Source organism: Methylomonas fluvii (assembly GCF_014850975.1).
GTDB classification, from domain to species: domain Bacteria; phylum Pseudomonadota; class Gammaproteobacteria; order Methylococcales; family Methylomonadaceae; genus Methylomonas; species Methylomonas fluvii.
This window is the reverse complement of the sequence record NZ_JACXST010000003.1, coordinates 1,534,482-1,557,440: the sequence shown is the minus strand read 5'-3', so window position 1 is coordinate 1,557,440 and position 22,959 is coordinate 1,534,482. Positions and strand designations below refer to the sequence as shown.

20 protein-coding genes are annotated in these 22,959 nt (G+C 54.2%); 7 read left to right on the top strand and 13 right to left on the bottom strand.

Going from position 1 to position 22,959, the window contains the following annotated elements; genetic code table 11:
• Window positions 1–79: 79 nt before the first annotated feature.
• The 13 genes from EBB_RS24685 to EBB_RS24625 all read right to left on the bottom strand — a co-directional run bounded on the left by EBB_RS24685 (window position 80) and on the right by EBB_RS24625 (window position 11,429).
• A complete protein-coding gene (locus tag EBB_RS24685) occupies window positions 80–604 on the bottom strand; it encodes a PepSY domain-containing protein (RefSeq protein ID WP_192396279.1) in 525 nt (174 codons plus the stop codon).
• Between the two features lie 43 nt (window positions 605–647).
• Complete coding sequence (locus EBB_RS26810) at window positions 648–1,280, bottom strand: LuxR C-terminal-related transcriptional regulator (protein ID WP_192396278.1); 633 nt, start codon at window positions 1,278–1,280, stop codon at window positions 648–650.
• A 168-nt stretch (window positions 1,281–1,448) separates the two neighbouring features.
• Window positions 1,449–2,198 (bottom strand): flagellar brake protein, encoded by a 750-nt coding sequence (locus EBB_RS24675; RefSeq protein ID WP_192396277.1) that lies wholly within the window; start codon window positions 2,196–2,198, stop codon window positions 1,449–1,451.
• Window positions 2,199–2,770: 572 nt separating this feature from the next.
• Window positions 2,771–3,784: an IS110 family RNA-guided transposase gene (locus EBB_RS24670; protein ID WP_192392543.1), complete on the bottom strand. Its 1,014-nt coding sequence runs from the start codon at window positions 3,782–3,784 to the stop codon at window positions 2,771–2,773.
• A 226-nt stretch (window positions 3,785–4,010) separates the two neighbouring features.
• Window positions 4,011–4,373 carry a roadblock/LC7 domain-containing protein gene (locus EBB_RS24665; RefSeq protein WP_192373826.1) on the bottom strand — a complete coding sequence of 121 codons (363 nt, stop codon included), beginning with the start codon at window positions 4,371–4,373 and terminating at the stop codon, window positions 4,011–4,013.
• A 10-nt stretch (window positions 4,374–4,383) separates the two neighbouring features.
• Window positions 4,384–4,947 carry a protoglobin domain-containing protein gene (locus EBB_RS24660; RefSeq protein WP_192396276.1) on the bottom strand — a complete coding sequence of 188 codons (564 nt, stop codon included), beginning with the start codon at window positions 4,945–4,947 and terminating at the stop codon, window positions 4,384–4,386.
• Between the two features lie 182 nt (window positions 4,948–5,129).
• Window positions 5,130–5,333 (bottom strand): flagellar regulator YcgR PilZN domain-containing protein, encoded by a 204-nt coding sequence (locus EBB_RS26805; RefSeq protein ID WP_192396275.1) that lies wholly within the window; start codon window positions 5,331–5,333, stop codon window positions 5,130–5,132.
• A 119-nt stretch (window positions 5,334–5,452) separates the two neighbouring features.
• Window positions 5,453–6,355: a hypothetical protein gene (locus tag EBB_RS24650; protein ID WP_192396274.1), complete on the bottom strand. Its 903-nt coding sequence runs from the start codon at window positions 6,353–6,355 to the stop codon at window positions 5,453–5,455.
• Window positions 6,356–6,436: 81 nt separating this feature from the next.
• A complete protein-coding gene (gene creC / locus EBB_RS24645) occupies window positions 6,437–7,867 on the bottom strand; it encodes a two-component system sensor histidine kinase CreC (protein WP_192396273.1) in 1,431 nt (476 codons plus the stop codon).
• Window positions 7,864–8,670, bottom strand: coding sequence for a response regulator (locus tag EBB_RS24640; RefSeq protein ID WP_192396272.1), 807 nt, complete (start codon window positions 8,668–8,670; stop codon window positions 7,864–7,866). The genes creC and EBB_RS24640 overlap by 4 nt, the downstream gene beginning before the upstream one ends.
• A gap of 4 nt (window positions 8,671–8,674) precedes the next feature.
• Window positions 8,675–9,091, bottom strand: coding sequence for a DUF350 domain-containing protein (locus EBB_RS24635; RefSeq protein WP_192396271.1), 417 nt, complete (start codon window positions 9,089–9,091; stop codon window positions 8,675–8,677).
• 2 nt (window positions 9,092–9,093) lie between these two features.
• Window positions 9,094–10,224 (bottom strand): glutathionylspermidine synthase family protein, encoded by a 1,131-nt coding sequence (locus EBB_RS24630; protein ID WP_192396270.1) that lies wholly within the window; start codon window positions 10,222–10,224, stop codon window positions 9,094–9,096.
• Between the two features lie 2 nt (window positions 10,225–10,226).
• Entirely contained in the window at window positions 10,227–11,429 is a 1,203-nt protein-coding gene (locus EBB_RS24625; protein WP_192396269.1) for a hypothetical protein, read from the bottom strand.
• A gap of 120 nt (window positions 11,430–11,549) precedes the next feature.
• Here EBB_RS24625 and EBB_RS24620 point away from each other — a divergent pair, with 120 nt between their 5' ends.
• The 7 genes from EBB_RS24620 (at window position 11,550) to EBB_RS24590 (ending at window position 22,943) form a co-directional block, all read left to right on the top strand.
• Complete coding sequence (locus tag EBB_RS24620; RefSeq protein WP_192396268.1) at window positions 11,550–11,921, top strand: hypothetical protein; 372 nt, start codon at window positions 11,550–11,552, stop codon at window positions 11,919–11,921.
• Window positions 11,922–11,965: 44 nt separating this feature from the next.
• The gene (locus EBB_RS24615; RefSeq protein ID WP_192396267.1) at window positions 11,966–12,778 is read left to right on the top strand and encodes a formate/nitrite transporter family protein; all 813 of its coding nucleotides are present in this window, start codon (window positions 11,966–11,968) and stop codon (window positions 12,776–12,778) included.
• A 76-nt stretch (window positions 12,779–12,854) separates the two neighbouring features.
• A complete protein-coding gene (cynS, locus tag EBB_RS24610; RefSeq protein ID WP_101054970.1) occupies window positions 12,855–13,298 on the top strand; it encodes a cyanase in 444 nt (147 codons plus the stop codon).
• Between the two features lie 19 nt (window positions 13,299–13,317).
• Window positions 13,318–15,156 (top strand): bifunctional protein-serine/threonine kinase/phosphatase, encoded by a 1,839-nt coding sequence (locus EBB_RS24605; protein WP_225587745.1) that lies wholly within the window; start codon window positions 13,318–13,320, stop codon window positions 15,154–15,156.
• 205 nt (window positions 15,157–15,361) lie between these two features.
• Window positions 15,362–17,512 (top strand): TonB-dependent receptor plug domain-containing protein, encoded by a 2,151-nt coding sequence (locus EBB_RS24600; RefSeq protein WP_192396266.1) that lies wholly within the window; start codon window positions 15,362–15,364, stop codon window positions 17,510–17,512.
• Between the two features lie 50 nt (window positions 17,513–17,562).
• A complete protein-coding gene (locus EBB_RS24595) occupies window positions 17,563–18,507 on the top strand; it encodes an ABC transporter substrate-binding protein (protein WP_192396265.1) in 945 nt (314 codons plus the stop codon).
• Window positions 18,508–18,512: 5 nt separating this feature from the next.
• Complete coding sequence (locus tag EBB_RS24590; protein ID WP_192396264.1) at window positions 18,513–22,943, top strand: EAL domain-containing protein; 4,431 nt, start codon at window positions 18,513–18,515, stop codon at window positions 22,941–22,943.
• The last annotated feature ends 16 nt before the right edge of the window (window positions 22,944–22,959 follow it).

The following is a 22,959-nucleotide window of genomic DNA, read 5'->3' as shown; positions in this document are numbered from 1 at the left end:
GCGGTGTGCGGCGCGGCGGGCTGGTGGGACTCTCCGTGGGAGAGTCCCAAGGGTTAGGCGTCAGTCAGTTAAGCCCTGATTAACGTTTTTCGTCAGCCTCTTCGCCGATTTCCCATTCCTCGGTGGCGGTTTCGATGATTTTACCGCTGGCGGCATCCACTTCGATTTTGGTTTCGTTGCCTTTGTCATTCACTATGTCGAATTCGTAAGACGAGCCGCCGTTTTCCTCGACTTCGTATTCGACTTCTTGAATCGTGCCGGGGTTGGCTTTTAGCGCAATTGCCGCGGCATCTTCTTCAGTGACTTTGACATTCTTCTTGAATGCCTGGCTATTGGGGTCGGCTACTTCCGATTCTTTTTCAGTCAGCTTGCCGCTGTCGGCATCGCACATGTATTCCCATTCCTGGCGGTTGTTGTCGCGCAGTTCCAGTTCATATGCGCCTTTGCCGGCTACGTTGAGCTTTTCCAGTTTGATCAACTCGCCCGCTTTTTCTTTTTTGACGGCTTGGATGCAATTTTCCAAGCCTTGATCGGCTGCCAAAGCATTAGCGGACAACATGCCCAAACCGGCTAATACAGATAATGCTAACACTGACTTTTTCATAAACCACCTCGCAAAAATAGGAAAAATTCCCGAATAACGGGAATCATACGCCTTTGTGCATAATCAAGCCATGGCTATTGGCAAATTCTGTCAGTGTGTCCCGATTGTCGATAGCCAGTTTCAGCTTGATTTGAGTTTGACAATTGGAGACAGTTTTACTGCTGATACCCAGTTGCGTGGCTATCGTTTGCAATGAACAGCCTTCGGCTAACAGACAAAACACATCAAATTCGCGGGAGCTGAGAGAAACAAAGGGTTCTAATTGTTTTTTGATTTGCCGCATGGCCAGTAACTGGGCAATCGCTTGGTCCAGGTAGTATTCACCTTGCACAATCGCGCGGATGATCTCAGCCAATTTGGCCGCGTCGGGAAACCATCTCAGCAACCCGGTCACTCCGACCTGCATATAGGTCAGGGCATGGGCGCTGGAATGGCTAAGCAGGACTATAAATTTACAGCAGGGTGCAATGCCTTTTATTTGATTGATCAGGTCCAGATTGTCTGGCAACGCCGAGTCACCATCGATCAGGACGACGTCTAAAGCCAACAAATTCATCGGTTCCGTAGTGTTTGGCTCGATTGTTATGACGGCAATGCCTTGGTTTTCCAATTCTTTCGGATTAAGGCTAATTTCTGCAAACCCTTGCGCGGGTAGCAATAACCTGATGACTGACACGATATATTGCCTATTGTCTAAACGGTTGGAATGGCAAACCTAGGACCTTTTGCTAAAGAAGGTATTGTACGGGCTAGCGATGACATCGGGCGATCAGGGGATGGCCGTTTTTGGTTTGAGCCTAGCTGAACTTAGAGATTAACGGAAACAGCGCGAGTTAGCGCCGATTTAATGACTCTCGATGTTTTTCAGCATCCGTTCGATAGATTGCATGTATATTTGCACGCTGCTCTCAAAAGCCGGCGAAATGGCGGTAAATTGAAAACCTATCCGATGCGCGGTGTTTATCGTATTGGTTTTGACGTCGATACTGTATTTGGCGCGCATCCCGACGTCGGCGTGGTGATGTTCATGGTCGTGCAGAAATAACATGCCACTGACGGCTTCAATACTAAGCAATTCCTGCTGCAAATCATGGTCCGGATTCAATAAAGCCAGGCCACATAAGCCAATATCCATCAGTTTGAAGGTTTTAACGACAGATATTTGTTCGCCATCCGCATCGCTTAACTTAAAACCGAATTGGCAATACGTACCTGTATGCGACTGCGGTACTTTCACCCGGTAATAATTGCGCCGCTGCCGCCAGTAAAGCCTATCGGGCAGGGGCATGGTCAAAACTGCGCCATGCTCGCTTTGCGCCAGTTTGATGTTCACCCCTTGAAAAGCCGCGTCAATCCCATCCACCTGCGTGAAGAAATGCGCGCACTTGTTCAGTAACAAACGGTCCGTCAATTCCTGGGTGGGAGCAATGTCTATCGCCAAGGTATTGTGCTTAAGGTCGATTTGCACAATCGCGGTTAAAAACGCCTGATTATCCGCGCCATAGCGAGCCGACAAAATGCAATTACGCTGCTGGATTTCCGTTAAATAATTGACAATCTGCTTCGGGCTAAAAATCGCGTAGTCGTTTTCCATTGCTAGTGATCATTGGTTTTGCAAATATGCGGAAAATATACGTTAAAAACCGGATTGTTGCCTTGTTGGAAATAAGGAGGGGCTTAAGCTTTTTAGGGCGGGGAAGTTTAGGTCTAGTGGGTGCGACGCTGGAGCAATCAGCGAGTGCCAATGTGACAAAGTCAGGCTAAGTTGTCAGGGAAGCCTAGCACGCATATATGGACTCCTCCCCAATTGCCAGCCAAGATTCCCAAAAATAATGTTTCCAACAGAGATCGAGATTGCAGCCATATATTCGGTCTCTTGATGAAGGTGCTTGATTGACCTTCGGACCCTGATGAATCTATCCGCGCGCTTTTTCCACTAACACCTTAACGGTTTCTAAAGAACCTATGCGCTAAACGGGATTTAAAAGCACCGGTCTGACCTGTTGAATGTCATCACTTTTGAGTGACTTGCCTCCGCAATCTGTTGAACTCGTTTATAGCGTTTGCATCACCGGATTGAGAGTTGTCCACGCTTTGCCCGACGCCGGAACCCTTCTCTCGTGTGGAGGCGTTGGGCAAAGGGTGGGCAACTCGGACATCACTCAATCAAGCCACTTGGGCCGCATATTCGCCAGAGCCAGTGGCCAGTGCCCAGATAATCCGGGCATTCTTGTTAGCTAAGGCCACGGCGGCCTTGTTGAAGCCTCGCCGTTCGATTAAGGCTTGTAGCCAGCGGCTCAACGGGTCGCTCTTGTCGCCGCAGTATTTCAATACCGCCCGGGCGCCGTGGATCAACAAGGTGCGCAAGCGCCGATTACCCCGTTTGCTGATGCCGAGCAAGACTTGGCGGTCGCCGCTACTATGCTGTCTGGGCACCACGCCCAAACTGGCGGCGTAATCACGACTGGACGTATAACCTTTGCCATCCCCCACATCGGCGGCGGCCAAAGTGGCGGTGAGCGGGCCTATGCCCGGAATGGCAATCAGACGTTTGCTCAAGGCATTTTGCCGGCACAGCGCTTCGATCTGCCGATCCATAGTTTTGATGGCCTCATCAATCGCCACCAGGGCTTGATACTGTTCGGCAAACAGCGCGCGGCTGAGCGTCGACAGTTGCTTCTCGGCATCTTCCAACATCAACGGCAACTGTTTTCTGACCTGATGGGCACTTTTCGGCAACACCAGCCCGCGCTCGGCCAAATGCCCGCGAATCTGATTGATCAAGGCCGTACGCTCCTCGACTTTGCCTTGGCGAATGCCATGCACCATGGCCAGGTCTTGTTGTTCCATGTTTTTAATGGCCACCGTACGTTTGTTCGGTTGCCGCGCCGCCGTAAAGATCGCCTCGGCATCGTTGAAATCGTTTTTGTTGCCCACCACGAAGGCTTTCACGTAACGGGCGTTCAATAGCACGACCTCATGACCCAGTGCTTGGAACGACCGTGCCCAGTGGTGCGAACCACCGCAGGCTTCCAGCGCGATCAGGCTTGGTGGTAGTTGAGCTATGAATTCCAGGAGTTCCGAGCGCTTTAGTTTCCGCTTGATCGCTTTGCCCTCGAGCATCATGAACAGATGAAACACTTGTTTTGCTATATCCAAACCCACTACGTTACGATTCATTTCGGACTCCTCTTTGTCCCGTTTAAATTTTCGGGTGCATTGTGACACCGCTAGGGGTGAGGAGGAGTCCATGTCATCACCTTAATCTATAGAGCTTTGGTATTTACGGCCGCCTGAGAGCGGTAAAGGTATTTGAAGGCTGGGATCGACTGCCGGATGCTCAAAACAGTCTGTCCGGTGGTAAGGTCGAGGTGACGGGCGTAAGCCCGTCACTCCAATTCAATCTTTACAGCATCTCCGCGATCTGAACCGCCGCTCTCTTAACATCAAGAAATATCAAGCCCAATTTGGCCGATGACTTGGTCAAAACCGTGAGAACACCCTCGGAACCGGCATAGGTCATTAACACATAGCCAGCCTTACCTTTGATCAGCACTTGCTCCAACTCGCCTCTCGCCAGCTCTTGCGCAGTCCTATCACCCAATGACAACATGGCGGCGCTCATCGCACCTACCCGGTCTTCGTCCATGGAAGCCGGTAATACCGAGGCCATCATTAAACCATCAGTCGATATCACGCCACTGGCTTCGATATCAGCCGATGAACCATTCAATTCCGTCAAAACAGATATTAATAAATCCGAACGCATGGTGATCTCCTTATTTGTCTCTGTAGGCCAAAGCCAGATTGGTGAATAACGTGCGGCTCATGCCGGAAATTTTCAAAAACTTTTCCAGTTCTTCCGCCAAGCTCGACGCTTGATAGGATTGCTGCATCACTAGCAATGAAAAGCCGGTTACCGAATTAACCGCGGCAATCGTCCGAGCACAATATTGTTTATCTTCACCATAGGTTTCAACTATCAGCGTGAAAAGATGGTTATTGATCAAAGTCATCGCCCCGGCCATGAATTCGACAGGCAGTTTAACCTTGACATGCACATCACCGACCTTGAACATCTGTGCGGTAAAGTCTTTATCATAGGGGCCTGTGAATAGCCCTTCCATCCATAGGCGGTGGGTATTTTTCAAACCCTCGACTCGCCCTTCCAGAAACGAAGCTGTTTCGGGTATGGTGCTCAACTGTTGATAAAATTCGTCGGTTACCGCCGCCAGATGTGGCTTAATTTGCGACCCAACCTCTAGCAACAAAGCTTCCTTATCGGGGGTAAACCCGCTAAACGATTTGCTGTATACGGTCAGCTTCTCGAAATCCAATGACATTAAAAACTCTCCTCGTGAACTTAAAAAAATGCAGCCGACTTTATGGGAGTGTTTTTTAGTGCGGCCGCATGGTCTTGCTAGTTAGACTCAGCGCGGTAAGCATATACTAGGTTTTTTGTTAGGTATTTTTCTGCGCGGCTTATTTGCGGCTTATGAGAATTAGCTCGCAAACCAGAGCGTTATTAATATTTTCGAGCGTCTATCGCTAAGGCATTGTGCTTAAGGTCAATTTGTAGCATTGCGGTTAAAACCGATTGATCATTAACGGCATAGCGAGCGGACAAAATGCAATGACGCCGCTGGGTTTCCGTTAGGTAATTGATAATTTGTTTTGGGTTAGAAATTGCGTAATTGTCTTCTATCGATAGTGATCGTCGGTTTTGCAAATATTCGGAAAATATACGTTAAAGACCGGATTGTTGCTGGCTTGAGAGTGGGGTACTTGATTTTTTAATGTTTAGAATCTAAGTCAGAGTACGCTAGTGCGCAATCTGAGCTACCTAGATCAGAGACGGCAGAATGAATAAAATTCTTCGCTTGTGGCGACTGCGTGGAATTCGTCGTCTGACGGCAAAAAGCCATAAGGCAGAGGATTTTGTGCGCAAGGGTTGTGAATGATGGCAGATGGCTGATGGTTGCCAAGGATTCGGCAACCATTAAAGTCCACAGCCCACAATGCACTAATCATGTTGTGCGTCGGATTGAGAAATGCGTCTGCGGGTACTGCTTTTCCTTTTGGCTTGGGAATGTTCAGCCTCTCCTGATAGCCTTGGTCAACGATATTCATGGTCGCTCTGTCGAAGTGCACTTGATAGGGGCCGATTGGGAAAACCGCTTCTGCGGCATATGGAAATTGACTCATACCGTGCAGTGCGGAAAACGGACCATGGCGCAGTTGGCAGCCGTTAATCGCGATTACGTATAAGTCTTGTTCAGAGACGATACCGTTGGCAAGATAGCTGATCGGTTTGCCAGATGGATTACCAAGCAATCTTTCCGCTTTTTCTTTGTAGGCACTAGCCCAGCGAAGCAGAATTTCGGTATTTGGGGCGGTTGGCGCTCTGTTTAATTGTATTTCTAGCCAATCATCTGGGATGCCAGAGGGGGTGGGACAGATAACCTCAATCCACAATTTTCGTCCATTGCACTCAATTAGAAAGTCTGGTCCAACGCCAATGTTTCGCCGTGATAAAAAATGCTTTCCCCTCAGTTGTTCAAAGATCAGTGCTTCGGAGAGGCAAGACCAGAATTTAGACGTATGGTGACTCGTAAGCTCGTTTTCAAATTTGTCGTCAGCATAGCCAGACTGGATGAATTCTTCACACAGCCTTATGATTTCAGTACGAAAGATGGCCCTCTCGCGACTACCTGGGTACTTTTGCTCCAAATACTGATGAATGCGAGACATATTGATTTATGGATTAAGGGAATTAGGATCCTATGATGATCTGAACAATATGAAATAATGTGGTCGCTATTGTACTGTTTCTCAATGACTTGCCGACAAACTCAACACCACCTCCGCCCCGCAGCCCTCGGCATTGCCAACCTTGATCTCGCCGCCATGCAGCGCAGCCACTTCCCGAACAAAGGCCAAACCCAGGCCGGTACTCTTCCGGCCATTGTTGGGGCGAGGTAGGGAGTAGAAGCGTTCAAATAAACGCTCCAGTGCGTAGCCGGGGATGCCGGGACCGTGGTCGCGGATACGTAAAACGATTTGCTTACCATCGCGGCGGCCGTCGATTTCGATCGTCGAAGCGGCGGGCGCGAAGGCCAATGCGTTATCCAGTAAATTGGAGATGGCCTGCCGTAATAAAAACTCTTCCGCCAGCACTGGTAGCGGTTCGTCTACCGACACGGCGGTGTGCAGATTGAGTTGCCGCAGTTGCGGGGTTTTTTCGGCCAGGACGCTATTCAGCAATTCGCCTAAATCCAATAGCTGTGGGTCGGATAATTGCTGGCGCTGCTCTAATTCCGCCAGTCCCAATAGCCGTTCAATCAACTGATCCAAACGCTCGGCTTGTTCGCGGGCATTGGCGGCGAAGCGGCGGCGGTCGGCGTCCGGCAGCGGTTCTTCCAGCAATTCCGCCGCGCCGCGTATCGCCGCGAGCGGGCTTTTCATTTCATGGGTCAGGGTTTGCACGTAGCGCTCGACGTATTGTTTGCCTTCCAGTTCCTGGCGCATGCTTTCCAGGGCGTGTGCCAGCGTGGACAGTTCGACGCTGCGCAATTTGGGCGGGCTGGCTTTGCCGCCGGACGCGACGCTGCGGGCGTAGCCGACCAATAAATCTATGGCGCGGGTCAGACGCCAGTTGAAAACCGCGCCGAATAGCAACGCGCCACCGAACAGCCAGAAGGCGCCGCGTTGTATGGTATGTTTGCTGGCTTCGACGATGGGTTGCAGCAGGGCGGTGGGATAGGCGACGGTAACCACGCCGATCAATTTATCGCCGTCGCGCACCGGCGCGGCGACATGCATGGTCGAGCTGGTCTTGTCGCCGGAGTTGGCCTGCGAGGAGCGCGCGCCGTATTGGCCTTGCAGAGTGAGATACACGTCGTTCCAGCGCGAGTAGTTTTCGCCGATTGCCGTTCCCGCCGAGTCGAAACGGACGATGCCGGCCGCGTCGGTGACGTAAACTCGGTAATCCAGACTTTGTTTCGGAAAGCCAAAGATGTTCGCCGATACCGGCCGCTTGCTATAGCGCTTCACCGCTTGAGCGAAATGGCCGTCGGCGATGCTGCCATGCCGCAAATCCGGCGCGGCCAGTTCGGCGAGCAGGTTGGCGGTATCCACCAAACTGGCTTCCAGCGCGGTACGAACGCCGGGACCGATCTGCTTCACCACCAGCATTAACACCAGTTGCCCGGTCACGGCCACCAGCAGGAAGTAGCCCAGAAATAAACGTACCGATAACTTCATCGGCTTTGCAAGCTATAACCCAGGCCGCGATGGGTGCGTATCGGATCTTGATCGGCGGCGGCCAAGCGCAGTTTGGCGCGCAGGGTTTTGATGTGGGTATCGACGGTGCGGTCGAACACGTCGCCGGGGTCTTGCCAGATTCTTGCCAACAGTTGTTCGCGGGAGAAAATCCGTTCCGGGTTTTCGATCAATAGTTTCAGCAACAAAAACTCGTAACGGGTTAATTCCAGCAAGTGTCCGCAATAGCGGATGCGACCGGCTTGGCTATCTAGGTCAAACGGCGTGTTCGCTGCCGGTGTTTGCTTGTTATTAACCCGGCCCTCAAATATCGTCGCTCCCGCGTAGGTTGGAGCCCAGTTGTCACGCTGGATTCCCGCTTCTGCGGGAATGACGGCACCAGGAAATTTGAGGGCCTGGTTAACAACATCGGCAGTGCCCAGCCGGCGCAGAATCACTCCGACTCTGGCCGCCACTTCGCGTGGGCTGAACGGCTTGGTGACATAGTCGTCGGCGCCGATCTCCAAACCGACGATACGGTCGATTTCGTCGCCGTGCGCGGTTAGAAAAATCACCGGAATGTCGGAAAAACGCCGTATTTGCCGGCACAAGTCAAAGCCGTTACCGTCCGGTAGACCGACATCGAGAATAGCCAGAGAGAACGAGTCGGTTTGCAGCCTAGACAACGCAGTTTGCAGCAAGCCGACATGTTCGGTTTGATAACCGCTGCTGTTCAGCACATAAATCAAGGTATCGGCAATCGTCGGTTCGTCTTCGACGATTAAGATGCGTTTGGCGGCAGTCATGGCCTTAATAAGTCATGCAGGCTGCGCTTAATAAGCCCGCCGCCAGCGCAAAGCCGGCCAGGACGATGGCGGGTCCCAGTTCGTCGTCTGCAATGCGTTTGCACAGGTCCGCGAAAGCTAGCCGCAGCCCAACAAACACCAGCACCTGTAAAAATAAAGCGATGCCGGCCCAAATCAGCATATCCAGAAACGACACGCTGTTGGCGATAGCCCCGCACAGCGCCAATACAAAGCCCAGCAGTGCGGCGCTAAACGCCACGGCCGGGGCGGTTTTGCCCTCGCGGATCAGTTTGAATTCCGCGTAGGGTGTAATCCAAAGATAACAGAAAGCAAACGCGCCGGTTAGCGCGGCGGCCGCGACGAAGTGCAGAAAAAAGCCGTTGGCGCCGGCCAGGATGTGAGAGAGGTCTAGCGATTCCATGGTCAATTCTCGACGAAATAATGTGGGATGAAGCGGCTATTGTTGCCGGTGATTTCGGTTTTGTCTTCCCGGATGCCGATGCCGGCGGGTTGATCGGCGATGATCCAGGAGCCGATCACTGGAAAATTGCCGGCAAACTCGGGCAGCGGCGTATAGCGTTGATAAATGCAGGCCTCGCCGCCGTAGCTGCCGCCGGTTTCGACGAGGCTGGCGCCCCGGTGAATCTGGATATTGGCGCCTTCGCGGGAATACAGCGGCTTGCGTACATAGTCGCCCAACAAGGGTTTATCGGCGAAGCTGGCCTCCAGCAAATTGGGGTGGCCGGGAAACAGCTCCCATAAAATCGGCAATAGGCCTTTGTTGCTGAGTAGCAGTTTCCAGGGCGGTTCCAGCATCGCCGGCTGGGTTTGCGGCAGGTAAGGGCCAAACTCTTCTTGCAACAGCCATTCCCAGGGATACAGTTTGAACAGCGCGCGGATGGGGTTATTGCGCAGATCGACAAAGCGTTGCCGGTCGGCGTCCCAGCCGATTTGTTCGATAGCCAGGCGTTGGGTTTGCAGGCCGGCTTGCACAGCGGTATCGCGCAGATATTCCAGGTTGTCGCTGTCTTCGTCGCTGCTATCAACGCCGACAAAGTGCAGGCTGGGTTGGCGCTGCCGGTAATGTTGCCAAAAGCCGAGCAGTTTTTCGTGTATGGAATTGAATTGATCGGCGTCCGGATAGCAATCCCGTAACCAGAACCATTGCACCACCGCCGCTTCCAGCAGTGCAGTGGGTGTGTCGGCGTTGTATTCCAGCAATTTCGGTTGGCCGCTGCCGTCCCAGGCCAGATCGAAACGGCCGTAAACGCTAGGTTCGCGGCGTTCCCACGAATCGACGATATAGGGCACGGCCCAATCCGGAATTAACAGTTTGTTGAACAACTTGCGGTCGATGATGGCTTGTACGGCTTGTAGACACAGTGCATGCAATTCGGCGGTGGCATCGTCGAGAATATCGATCTGGCTGGCCGTGAATCGATAGCAGGCCGATTCGTCCCAATAAACATCGCCGTCCAGGGTGTGATAATTCATACCCACGGCCTCCACCCGCTGTTGCCAATCGGCGCGAGGCCTTAGTTCTATCCGTTGCATGCTTAGCCGCCGAAAGAACTGTGCGAACCACCGAAGAAACCGAAGCCGCCGCGTCTAACCAAACCATGGCTGTCCGAGCTGCTATTACCGCGATAACTGGAACTTGAGCCGCCGCCATGGCTACCGCTGCTTCGACATTCAATAGGATTGCCCTGGTCGTCTACGCAATCTTGTTGGCGGATCCGAAAATCGTCGGGGTTGCCGTGATAATTGGCTAGCGATAAGCCGCCCAACAAGGCCAAGGAAACCTGCATGGAACGCCGAGGGACTGTCGCTTGCACCGGCCGCGTTTCCGGTGCGGCTTGCAACACGCTTTCCCAGGTGGATAGCCGAGGATAAAAGTCGTAGTGATAAAGCGCGCCTATCGACAGCAGCAGGTAAAAATCCAGCCTGTTACCGCACAGCAAAAACAGCGGCAGACCTAACCAAGCCACACCGTTGGCGATTAACGCGGAACGGAAGGCCCGCTGCTGGGCCTGCGCCACGCGTAAGGAATAGTTCGGCACATTGACGGGCGGCTTGGCCAGCGTTTGCAATAGCGGATAGGCCGCCAAGGCGATGGCAACAAACAATAAGCGCATCGGCCAGGCCGGCAATTGCGGCGCGTAACCGGTGAATAGCGGATATTGCCAGTGCAGTATCGTTGCATAAATCACATACACCAACAGGTATACGGCGGTCAGCACGGCCATGAAACGAAAGGACGACACCGCTTTATCGAACTCCACGCAGACGGCACTATTGCTGCTCAGCGGGCTGCTGGAGAAGTTGCCTAGCCGATAGATATTACGTCGATACGAATCTAGCCACAGTCGTAGCTCCGGCGACAAAAAATAGCCCGCCACCTGAATAGACTCGCGGATGTTTTTGCTGGAGCCGTGAAAAAATCGGAATGATTCACCGCTACTCGAGCTCTGGATTTTAATGTCGACCAATGCATGAGTAGGAATCATGTCTTGACCGAACCACTTGCGCTTGACGATTTTATCTGGATACAGAGCAATCGATATAGTCGAGACGATGCCAAGAATCACCCATGCCCAATAAATGCCCAATAAAATAAAACTAACTTCGAGGATGAAGAAATTGCTCAGAAATCCGGCCCAGACTATTCGTAAGGCTATCGCTAATCCCAATAGGGCCAGTAGTTTTTTCCATAGACTGTATGTAAGGACCAGTTTTTTATTAAGCGACGACGATGGCATGGGCTCGGCTACATAGGGCGATGGCGTTGGGATCGATTGTGAACAATTGTCGGCGAAGCATAGCCGCTACTTGGTGTTTTTGCTGAAAATAGCCGCTAGTGGCCGGTTGCGGGAAGTGGATTGCTGATACTGGCTTCGCATCTGTCTTCGGACTTGTCTCGGATTGGCGTTTTCCTGTTTTGGTGCATTGGCAATCCGTTTTGGTGCGCGATGCGGATTTGGCTTGCTGAGCTTGGCAGCGCAAAGCTTGGTTGGGCTGGATTCAAAGCGCTGGCACAATCCGTGCTGCAATTTACCCGGTGCAATGGCGCACCCTCGGTTCCCTTCAACAACGGCGTTGAAATGTTGCTGGTTTTATTACCCGCAACACGGTTTGCTCGGCCGTTGTCCCGCTTTTTTCCCTTCAGGACTTTCGCTGACGAGCAACACGCCGTTTCCAAGGGCGCTTTAGCTTGCGCATACAGGCTCAATCAAACGAATCGCGGTGCTTGATAAACACCGACATTCAAATCCTTCCCACAATTTAAAGGTGAGTTATGTCCTATCTGATCCCTTCGGAATTCGTCACAAAGATGGTCGATGCCGGTGAATCCAAAATCTTCATGTCTACCCGCGACACGTTAATCCGCGCTTACATGGCCGGTGCTATCCTGGCGCTGGCGGCGGTATTTGCGGTCGCGATTACCGTGCAAACCAACTCGCCGATCTTTGGCGCGATTTTGTTCCCGGTGGGTTTTTGCATGCTGTATTTGCTGGGTTTCGATCTGCTTACCGGGGTTTTTGTGTTGACTCCACTGGCCTGGATCGATAAACGCGCGGGCGTCACGCTGAGCGGCGTGTTAAGAAACTGGGGCTTGGTGTTTGTCGGTAATTTTCTTGGCGCCTTGACGGTGGCGGTGATGATGTCGATTGTCTTTACTTACGGCTTCTCCGTCGAACCCGATGCAGTCGGTAAAAAACTGGCCGGCATCGGCGAAGCGCGGACCCTGGGCTATGCCAAATACGGCTTGGCGGGATGGTTTACCATTTTTATTCGCGGCATGCTCTGCAATTGGATGGTATCCACCGGCGTGGTCGGGGCGATGATTTCCACCTCGGTCAGCGGCAAGGTGATTGCAATGTGGATGCCCATCATGCTGTTCTTCGGTATGACCTTTGAGCATTCGGTGGTGAACATGTTTTTGTTCCCGTCCGGCCTGATCATGGGCGGCAATTTCTCGATCATGGATTATTTTATCTGGAATGAAATTCCGACCGTGTTGGGTAATCTGGTCGGCGGCTTGGCGTTTACCGGTTTGACTTTGTATTCCACGCATGTCAAAACCGCGCCGAAGCGTTCTTTCAACTAAGCGCTAAACGATCCGGCCCCGATGCCGCTGAGCACGGGGCTTTTTTTCGCTGTTCAAATGGGCAAAGGAGTTAAAAATGACACGCAACGAAGTGACCGAGTTGGTCGTTACGCAAAAACTGGCTAAGCAATTGAGCTGGGCGCAACTGGCTGAAGCGATTGGTTTAAGTAAGGAATGGACCACTGCCGCATTGTTGGGGCAGATGACTTTAAACGCCGAGCAAGCCGCGATCATCGGCGCGTTGTTGGAACTGCCGCCTGCGGCTATCGCCCAACTGCAAGTGGTGCCGTATAAAGGTTCGCTACCCAGCGCCGTGCCGACCGATCCGCTGATTTACCGTTTTTACGAGTTGGTGAATGTCTACGGCACCACTTTTAAGGCCTTGATCCACGAGGAATTCGGCGACGGCATCATGAGCGCCATCGATTTTAGTATGGACTTGCAGCGTGAGCCCGACCCGAAAGGCGACCGGGTCAAGATCGTCATGAGCGGGAAGTTTCTGCCTTACAAGAGTTACTAAGGTTGCTTTGCTATAAGCCATGTCCGGTAAATTAAGCATCACGGTCGGCCAATATTCCGATAAAGGCCGCAAGGCGCTGAATCAGGATTTTCATGGTGTGTATATGGCCAAGGAACCGCAGTTAAGCGCCAAAGGCGTTGCCATCGCCTTGGCCGACGGCATCAGCAGTAGCGAGGTCAGTCACATCGCCAGCCAGGCGGCGGTGACCGGTTTTTTGGCGGATTATTTTTGCACCTCGGAAGCCTGGTCGGTGAAAAAGTCGGTGCAGCGGGTGCTGACGGCCACTAATTCCTGGCTGTATGCGCAAACCCGGCAAAGCCGCGATTGCTACGATATGGATCGCGGCTATGTCTGCACCTTGAGCGCGCTGGTGATTAAATCCACCACCGCGCATCTGTTTTCTGTCGGCGACACGCGGATTTATCGGGTAAGCGGCGAGGAACTGGAACAGCTGACCCACGACCACCGTTTGTGGCTGTCTCAGGAAAAAAGCTATCTGAGCCGGGCCATGGGCATGGACTCGCATCTGGAAATTGACTATCAGGCGCTGACCGTCAGCCTGGGCGATATATTTGTATTGGCAACCGACGGCGTCTACGAATACGTTAGTCCGCGTTTTGTCACCCAAACCATCGGCCAAGCCGGCGACGATCTGGATGGCGCGGCCCAAGCTATCGTCACGGCCGCCTATGAAAATGGCAGTGGAGATAATCTGACGCTGCAGATTGTGCATGTAGACCAACTGCCGCTCCCCAGTGCCAATGAGCTGTATCAGTCCTTGACCGACTTGCCGTTCCCGCCGCAGTTGGAAGCCAGGATGGAATTCGACGGCTACACCATCTTTCGGCAGTTGCACGCCAGCAGCCGCAGCCATATTTATTTGGCGGTGGACAACGACACCCAAACCCAAGTGGTACTTAAAACCCCATCCATCGACTTACGCGGCGATCCGGCGTATTTGGAACGCTTTCTGATGGAGGATTGGATTGCCCGGCGCATCAATAACGCCCATGTATTGAAGCCCTGTGCGCAAACGCGTAAACGCAATTTTTTCTATGTGGCGACAGAATTTATCGACGGCCAGACCCTGAAACAATGGATGATCGATCACCCGCAACCGGACCTTGAAACCGTGCGCGGCATCGTCGAGCAAATCGCCAAGGGCTTGCGCGGCTTTCATAGGCTGGAAATGTTGCATCAGGATTTGCGGCCGGACAACATCATGATAGACAGCACCGGCACGGTGAAAATCATCGACTTTGGTTCCACCCGCGTCGCCGGCGTGATGGAAATGGGTACTCCTATCGGCCGCCAGCATATGCTAGGCACCGCGCAATATACCGCGCCCGAGTATTTCCTCGGCGAACCGGGCACGGTGTGCTCGGAGCAGTTTTCTCTGGCGGTGATCGCCTATCAAATGCTGACCGGCAAACTGCCTTATGGCGCGGAAGTGGCCAAATGTAAATCCAGGGCGGCGCAGAACAAACTCAGTTACGACACCACCTTGTACCGTAATCGGGATATTCCGGGTTGGGTCGACGATGCGATTCGCAAGGCCGCGCACCCCGATCCGCATAAGCGTTACGAAGACTTGTCCGAATTCATCTTTGACTTACGCCATCCCAACCCGGCGTTTCTGACCAAAACCGGTCCGGCATTGCTGGAACGCAATCCGGCGGCGTTCTGGAAGGGCGTGTCTTGCATCTTGGCGGGGATTATCGCGGCCTTGTTAATTAGTCAATCCGCAAATACCAATCAATCCGAGTCTGTTAGCTGCGCCCGGAACAGCCGGGTGGAAGAGGGTGGCCGGTCGCCCGCGCCCGCGCCAAACAGCGCCGGGTCAATCAGCAATCGCTAGCCTGCCCACCTGCATCGCCGGCCCGGATTTGCTTGTCTCTGCTATCCTTTCGCCCGTGCCGGAAAACCTGGAAGAATTGATCTGAGTTAATCGATAGGCTGAAAATTAACAAACATCGCCCGCTCCTTGGTATCCTTCGGCAAAATTAGCCCCAGTGTTAATGCATAACTTCCGAAATAACTAGTATTCCAAACTGGAGTTAGCCATGTTTGTCCGCCCGCTGCTTCTCACTTGGTGCGCTTGCCTGATCAGTGCGTCCGCGCATGCGCAACCGGTTTCCACGGAAGAGGAAGAAAAAGCTTTGTCGCAAATCTACGGTACCGAGGAAATGGTCAGTATCGCCAGCGGTTACAAGCAACCGATTTCCAAAGCCCCGTCGATTGCGACCGTTATCACGGCCAACGACATCAAGCAAATGGGCGCCACCGACATCGACGAAGCGTTGGAAAGCGTGCCCGGCCTGCACGTCGAACGCAACACCATAGGCTATAACCCGATTTACACGTTTCGCGGCATTTATTCGCAGTTTAATCAGCAAGTGTTGATGATGGTCAACGGCATCCCGATCAGCAACTCCTATACCGGCAGCCGCAGCGAGGTCTGGGGTGGCATGCCGATTCGGGACATCGCTCGTATCGAGGTGGTGCGCGGACCGGGCTCAGCGGTATATGGCGCGGATGCCTTCGCTGGCGTGATCAACGTCATTACCAAAACCAAGCAGGACATAGAAGGCACTGAAACGGGCGGGCGCGTCGGCAGTTTCGATACCTACGACGGCTGGGCCCTGCATGGCGGCGAATGGGCCGGCTTTGATGTTGCCTTGGCATTCGAATACCACAAGACCGCCGGGCAGAACGCCATCGTCGATGCCGATCTGCAAAGCCAGTTCGATAGTTTACTGGGGACCCGCGCGTCGCTGGCGCCGGGGCCACTGAACATGTCGCGAGACAATCTCGACGCGCGGCTGGATTTGTCGCGCGGCCATTGGCGGTTTCGCGGCGGATTGCAACATCGCAGCGATTCGGGTAGCGGCTCGGGTATCGCGCAAGCCCTGGACCCGGTCAACCGTTATGCCAGCGACCGTTGGAACGCGGACGTCACTTACCATAATGCCGACATCGAAAACTGGGATTTGACGACGCAAGCCAGCTATTTCGAAACCAGTCAGGAAATAGAACGTAATTTGACGCTATTTCCGGCCGGCACTACCTTGCCTATCGGCGCCAACGGCCAGATCGGCGCCGGCGCGCCGGTCACTTTTCCCAACGGTTACATCGGCAATCCCGAGGTGTGGGAACGCCATGTTCGCATCAGCCAGACCTTTGCTTACGGCGGCTTTCAGGGACATCAGTTACGCAGCGGCATCGGATTTAATTACGACAGCCTGTTCAAGGCGCGGGTCAGTCAGAATTTTGGTATCGATCCTGCCACCGGTGCGCCGATACCGTCGCTGCCGGGGATTCCGCTGACCGATGTCTCCGGCACCTCCGCGACCTTCATTCCGGAAGTGGACCGCAAAGTGGCATACCTGTTTTTACAAGACCAATGGAATTTTGCCAACGACTGGAGTTTGACTGCCGGCGCTCGTTACGACCGTTATTCGGACTTTGGCAACACCTTCAATCCGCGCGCGGCCTTGATCTGGGAAGCCCGCTACGATTTAACGGCAAAACTGATGTATGGCTCGGCGTTTCGGGCGCCGTCGTTTCAGGAAATGTATATCATCAACAACCCGGCGCAACTCGGTAACGCCGCCTTGCGCCCGGAAACCATGGAAAACGTCGAGTTGGGTTTCGACTATCGGCCGACTGACAGCCTGCGCCTGGGTTTGAATTTCTTTAACTTCTGGTGGAAGGACATCATCCGTTTTGTACCGGATGCCAATGCCACCACCTCGACCGCGCAAAATACCGGTGTCCAGCAAGGTTATGGCACCGAATTGGAAGCGGAATGGCAGGCCGCCGACACTTTGAAAATTATCGGCAACTACGCCTATCAACGTAGCCGTGACCAGGCTCTGGACCGCGATAGCGGGTATGCGCCGCATCATCAGGTCTATCTGCGTCTGAATTGGGAGTTTTTGCCCGATTGGCAACTCAGTCCGCAAGCCAAATGGATCGTGGGGCGCGACCGCAGTTTTGGCGATACGCGCAAGCCAGTCGCGGATTATACTTGGGTGGATGTGACGCTACGCCGGCAGAATTTGGCTAAGCATCTCGAAGTCGCGTTTTCTGTGCGTAATCTGTTCGATGTCAGCGCTCGGGAACCCAGTCTGGCCGGCAATCCGGCCGCTATTCCCAACGATTTGCCGTTGGCGTCGCGCAGTTTTTACGGCGAAATCAGTCTTCATTTTTAGCCGAGGCGCCGTTGGTCGGGTCTTGCTTACACCGTAGTTCGGGAGTCATTTTGTTCTATAGACTATTTCTTCAGCTGGGGTTGGCCTTATGCCTGCTGTGGCCTTTTTGCGGCGGCGCCTGGGCGCAAGCGCCCACCGTTGCCATCGTCTATCCCGATGTGCGCGAGCCCTACCGTTCGGTGTTCATGGAGATCGCGCGCGGCATGGAACAGGAGCTGGGTAAGCCGGTTGGGCATTACCTGCTGAGTGAGCGCGACAAGTCCGTCGAAAAATTGATTCAGGACCTGAAAAATGACAGGATCGATGTGGTCGTGACGCTGGGCCGCGCCGGCCTAGCGGTCGCCAAATCGGTATCCTCGGAATTTCCGGTGGTGATAGGGGCGACCATGATCCGCCCGGACGAGGTGCAAGGCTTGGCCGGTATCAGTCTGACGCCGGCCCCGGAAGCCATGTTTGACCATTTGAAGAAATTGGTGCCGGAGGTGAAAAAAATTACCGTGATCTACGATCCTCGGCAAACCGCTTGGGAGATCGAGCGCGCCGGGCGGGCGGCTCTTGAACGCGGCTTGACGCTGGTGGCGCAGCCGACCGGCAACTTACACGATTCCTCGGATCAGTTCCGGCAGATTTTGCTGGAAATTAAAGACAATTCCATCGCTCTCTGGCTGCCGCGCGAAAACGCCGCCATGGACGAATCGTCCTTGTTGCCGGAAGTGCTGCGCGAAGCCTGGGAGAAAAATTTCGTGGTGTTTTCCAGCAACCTCGACCATGTGCGCAAAGGGGCATTATTTTCTTTGTACCCGGACAATTTCAGCATGGGCCGCAGTTTGGCCGGTCTGGCCATCCAGCAACTACAAGCGGGCGGCAAATTCGAATCGGTCGAACTGCTGCGGGATTTGCTGGTGGCCGTCAATTTACGCACCGCGGAACATCTGGGTTTGCGTTTTTCCAGTCAGACACGCCGCGAATTCGCGATGGTTTTCCCGGTACCTTAAACGCCATGAAGCGTTTGCGATGGCCTAGGTTCAAGCGGGCGAGTTTCCTGCAACAGCTTGCCGTGACCTTTTGCTTCGGTCTGGTAGTGATCTCGATATTGTCGGCATTCGGCATTTCCACGCTGTCTTACTACATCGTTCGCGATAAATGGATCGCCCAAGGCCGGCAATCTACGGAAGCCTTTGCTGCGCAGAGTACGCTGGCTTTGCTGTATGCCAGCCGGGAGAATGCCGAGGAACCGGCCCGACGCTTCCTGGCGTTTCCTGATGTGCGCGGCGTAGCCATTTACAACAATGCCCTGAAGCCTTTATTCGAACGCGGCGAACCGGCCATGCCCGCCGCCGATGTCGATGCGGCGCGCTGGCCGGAATCCCTGGCCTTGGTGCATGAGGACGAACAAGCCTGGTATTTTGCAGCGCCGGTTTACGCGCGTAACACCGCGGAGCAAGAGGCGTCACCGTTCGAGGCGCACACGCCGACGCCGGAATTGGTCGGCTACGTGCGCTTGGTGATGGGCAAGCAATCGCTCAATGTCATGAAAGAAAAAATTCGCTGGACCACTTTGATGGCGTCCAGCGGCTCGGCCACGGTGTTTCTGCTGTTTCTATTGGCGATGTCGCGGCGCTTGACTTTGCCGATTCAACAACTGGCGCTGAGGATGCGCAAGGCCTCGGCCGGCGCGAAAAACGTGAGGGCCCGCTTGAGCGGGTCGCGTGACATTATCGAAATGGGCGAAGCCTTCAATACGATGATGGCGGTGTTGGAAACCCGGGAAAAGCAGTTGGAGCGGGCTCGCGACTCGGCGCTGGAATCGGCGCGCCTGAAAGGCGAGTTTGCCGCCAATGTCAGTCACGAACTACGCACGCCGCTGAACGCGGTGCTGGGTATGCTGGAGTTGCTGCAGGACATGGGGTTGACGCCCAAGCAGCTGGAATACTCGATGGTAGCCCGTAACGCCGGCGAAGCACTGTTGAAGTTAATCGAAGATCTTCTGGATTTCTCGCGCATCGAATCCGGCATGATGAAGCGGCAGCCGGTCGACTTCGTGCTTTACGAAACCTTGGATGAAGTCGTCGAGTTGATGTCCGCTCAGGCGCATCGAAAGAATCTGCAGCTCACCTACTCGATAGCCGACGATATACCGTTGGTGTTGAACGGCGAGGCTTCCAGGGTGCGGCAGGTCCTGATTAATCTGGTCGGCAACGCGCTGAAGTTTACCGAACAAGGCGGCATTGCCATTGATGTGCATGCCGACGCGACCGAGAGCGATGCCATCCCGTTGCGGTTTTGCGTGACCGACACCGGGATGGGCATACCCGAGGCAGCGCAAACCAGTATTTTTGAAGCCTTTGTCCAGGCCGACGGTTCCAGGACCCGGCATTATGAAGGCGCCGGCCTGGGATTGGCGATTTGCCGGCAATTGGTGCAACTGATGGGGGGGCAAATCGGCGTACAAAGCCGGGAAGGGCAAGGTAGTTCGTTCTGGTTTACCGTACCCTTCAATCCGCCGCGCGGTACCGAGGGCATCTCTGAGGCCCGGCAAGCCTATTTCGCCAATTTGCGGATATTGGTCGTAACCGAGAACGACAAAATGCGGCAGTTTTTGGCGCAAAGTCTTGAGCGCTGGAAAATTCACTACCGGCATAGCGGCTACGGTATCAAAGCCGTGGATATGTTGCGTTCCGCCAATGATCAGGACCAGGGGTATCATTTTGTCATCATTGATCTGAGAGATGCCGGCGACGCCACTTGGGTGGATATGATCGTTCAGGACCCGGCGCTCGCGGATGTCAAAATCGTGTTGCTGTCCGACCCGGGCAATGCCGTCAATATGCCGCGCTTGCCAAACGTGGCGGCGCAATTGGCGAAACCGGTACAGGTTTCCAAACTATACGATTTCATATTAACCGCCGGTCAGGATTATCAAGAACCCGCATCCGACTTGGCGTTCGAGGTCGAGCAAACCGTCGTGCTCGGCCGGCGGATATTGATCGTCGAAGACAACCGTGCCAGTCAAATGGTGGCCGCTGGCATGCTGGAGCGGCTGGGTTGCCGCTACGAAATCGCCGGTTCCGGCGTCGAGGCCTTGTCCTGGCTGGAGCATCAGGCTTTCGATTTGATCCTGATGGACTGCCATATGCCGACTATGGACGGCTTTGAGGCGACGCGGCGCATCAGACTGTTGCCGGAACCGCTGGGCCGGCTGCCCATCGTGGCGATGACCGCCAACGCCCAGCAAGGCGATAGCGATTTATGTCTGGCGGCCGGGATGGACGATTATCTGGCCAAGCCGATCAAGCTGAAGCCGTTGCGGGAGAAACTGCTGAGTTGGTTCGAGGGCAGGCCGTGTTTGACCGCCGAGCCGCTCGCGCCGGAGCAGGCAATCGAGACGCTGGATCACGCGGTTTTACGCCAATTGCGCGATGAAATCGGCCAGGGTTTTGTGAAGATGGTGGGCTATTACCTGGAAGATGCACCGGCGCAAATCGAGCAAATCGCTCTGGCGCTGGCGACGGACAATCGCGCGCAATTACGCGAATCGGCCCACGGCCTGAAGGGTGCCAGCCGCAATCTGGGTGCGGAAAAGCTGGCGCTGATTGCCCGGCAACTGGAAGAGCAGGCGGCTGAAGCGCAGATTGAAAACGGCGAGGCCTTATTGCAGCAGTTGCGCGACGAATACCGGTTCATTGAACAACTGTTGGGCTTGGAAATGGGCGGGGACGCCGCCGCTGAGCCGCTCCCGCAGGCGGGCCCCAGAATCCTGGTGGCGGACGACGATAGAGCCATGCGGTTTGCCTTGCAAGATGTTCTGGAGAAAGATGGCTACCGGGTGGATTTGGCTGGCACCGGTCGGCAGGCGCTGGCGCTGTGCCAGCGGCAAATGGCAGATTTGATCTTGATGGACGCGATGATGCCGGAGATGGACGGTTTCGAGGCCTGCCGCAAAATTCGCGCGCTGCCTCACGGCGCCGAGGTGCCGATACTGATGATTACCGCTTTGGAAAACGACCATTCGGTGGAATTGGCTTTCTCGATAGGGGCTAACGATTACATTCCCAAACCGATTCATTTCGCGGTATTGCGTAAACGTATCGCGCATTTGTTGGAAGCCAGCCTGACGCAGCGGACCTTAAATCGCCTGGCTTACCACGATCCCTTGACCAATCTGGCCAATCGCACGCAATTCATCGACCGGCTGAACTCGGTGATAGCCGCCAGCGCGGATCAAAATCAGCTTCACGCCGTGCTGTTTCTGGATTTGGATAGGTTCAAGCTGACGAACGACACCTTGGGGCATGATGTTGGCGACCAGTTGTTGAAAGCCGCGGCGGAACGGATTCAAGGCTGTGTGCGCCGGGAAGATATGGTGTCCCGGTTTGGCGGCGACGAATTTACGCTGTTGCTGGAAAATATCAGCAATCCGCAAGTCGCCGCTGCCGTCGCCGACAAGATCCGTATCGCCATTGCTCAGCCATTCGCGCTGATGGAGCAAGAGTTTTACATCAGCTCCAGTATCGGCATTTCGCTGTATCCGGCCGACGGCGCCGACAGCGGTTTGCTGATCAAACACGCCGATACCGCGATGTACCGCGCCAAGGAGCAGGGCAATACCTACTGTTTTTATGAAGACAATATGGAATTTGTCGTATCGACCAAGCTACGTCTGGAAAGCGACTTACGCCGGGCGCTGCAACGCGACGAATTTTTTCTTCACTACCAGCCGCAAATCGATCTGGGTTCCGGGCGGATCGTCGGCGCCGAGGCGCTGATCCGCTGGCGGCATCCCGAGTTGGGCTTGATAGCGCCCGATCAGTTCATTCCGGTCGCCGAAGAAATCGGTCTGATTGAGGCGATAGGCGCGTGGGTGTTGGGCGAGGCGTGCCGGCAGAGCCAAATTTGGCGGCAAAGCGGCTATCCGCCGTTCACGATTGCGGTCAACGTCTCGGCGCGGCAATTGGATCAGGAAGACTTTGTCGCGCAAGTTATCGCCATTGTCAACGAAACCGGCTTGCCCGCCGAATATCTGGAATTGGAGCTGACGGAAAGTTTGTTCATCCGCAATCCGGGGCGGAAGCGCGCTGTCCTGGCCAAGCTCAGAGAAGCCGGGTTGCAAATTTCGATAGACGATTTCGGCACCGGTTATTCCAGCTTGAATCAACTCAAGCAGTTCGCCTTCGATAAGCTGAAGATCGATCGCTCGTTTGTGGCGAATATACCCGACGACGCTGACGCCGCCGCGATCGTGATGGTGATTATTTCCATCGCCAAGATCCTGAAATTCAAGGTGATAGCCGAAGGCGTGGAGACTGAGCAACAGGCGCAATATTTGTTGCGAAACGATTGCGATGAGGCGCAGGGCTATCTGTTCGGCAAGCCGATGGCCGCCGAGGAGTTTTCGGCCTTGTTGGCGCGGGCAAAAGGCACTTGTGATTAGTCGCTGGCAGTTTGCG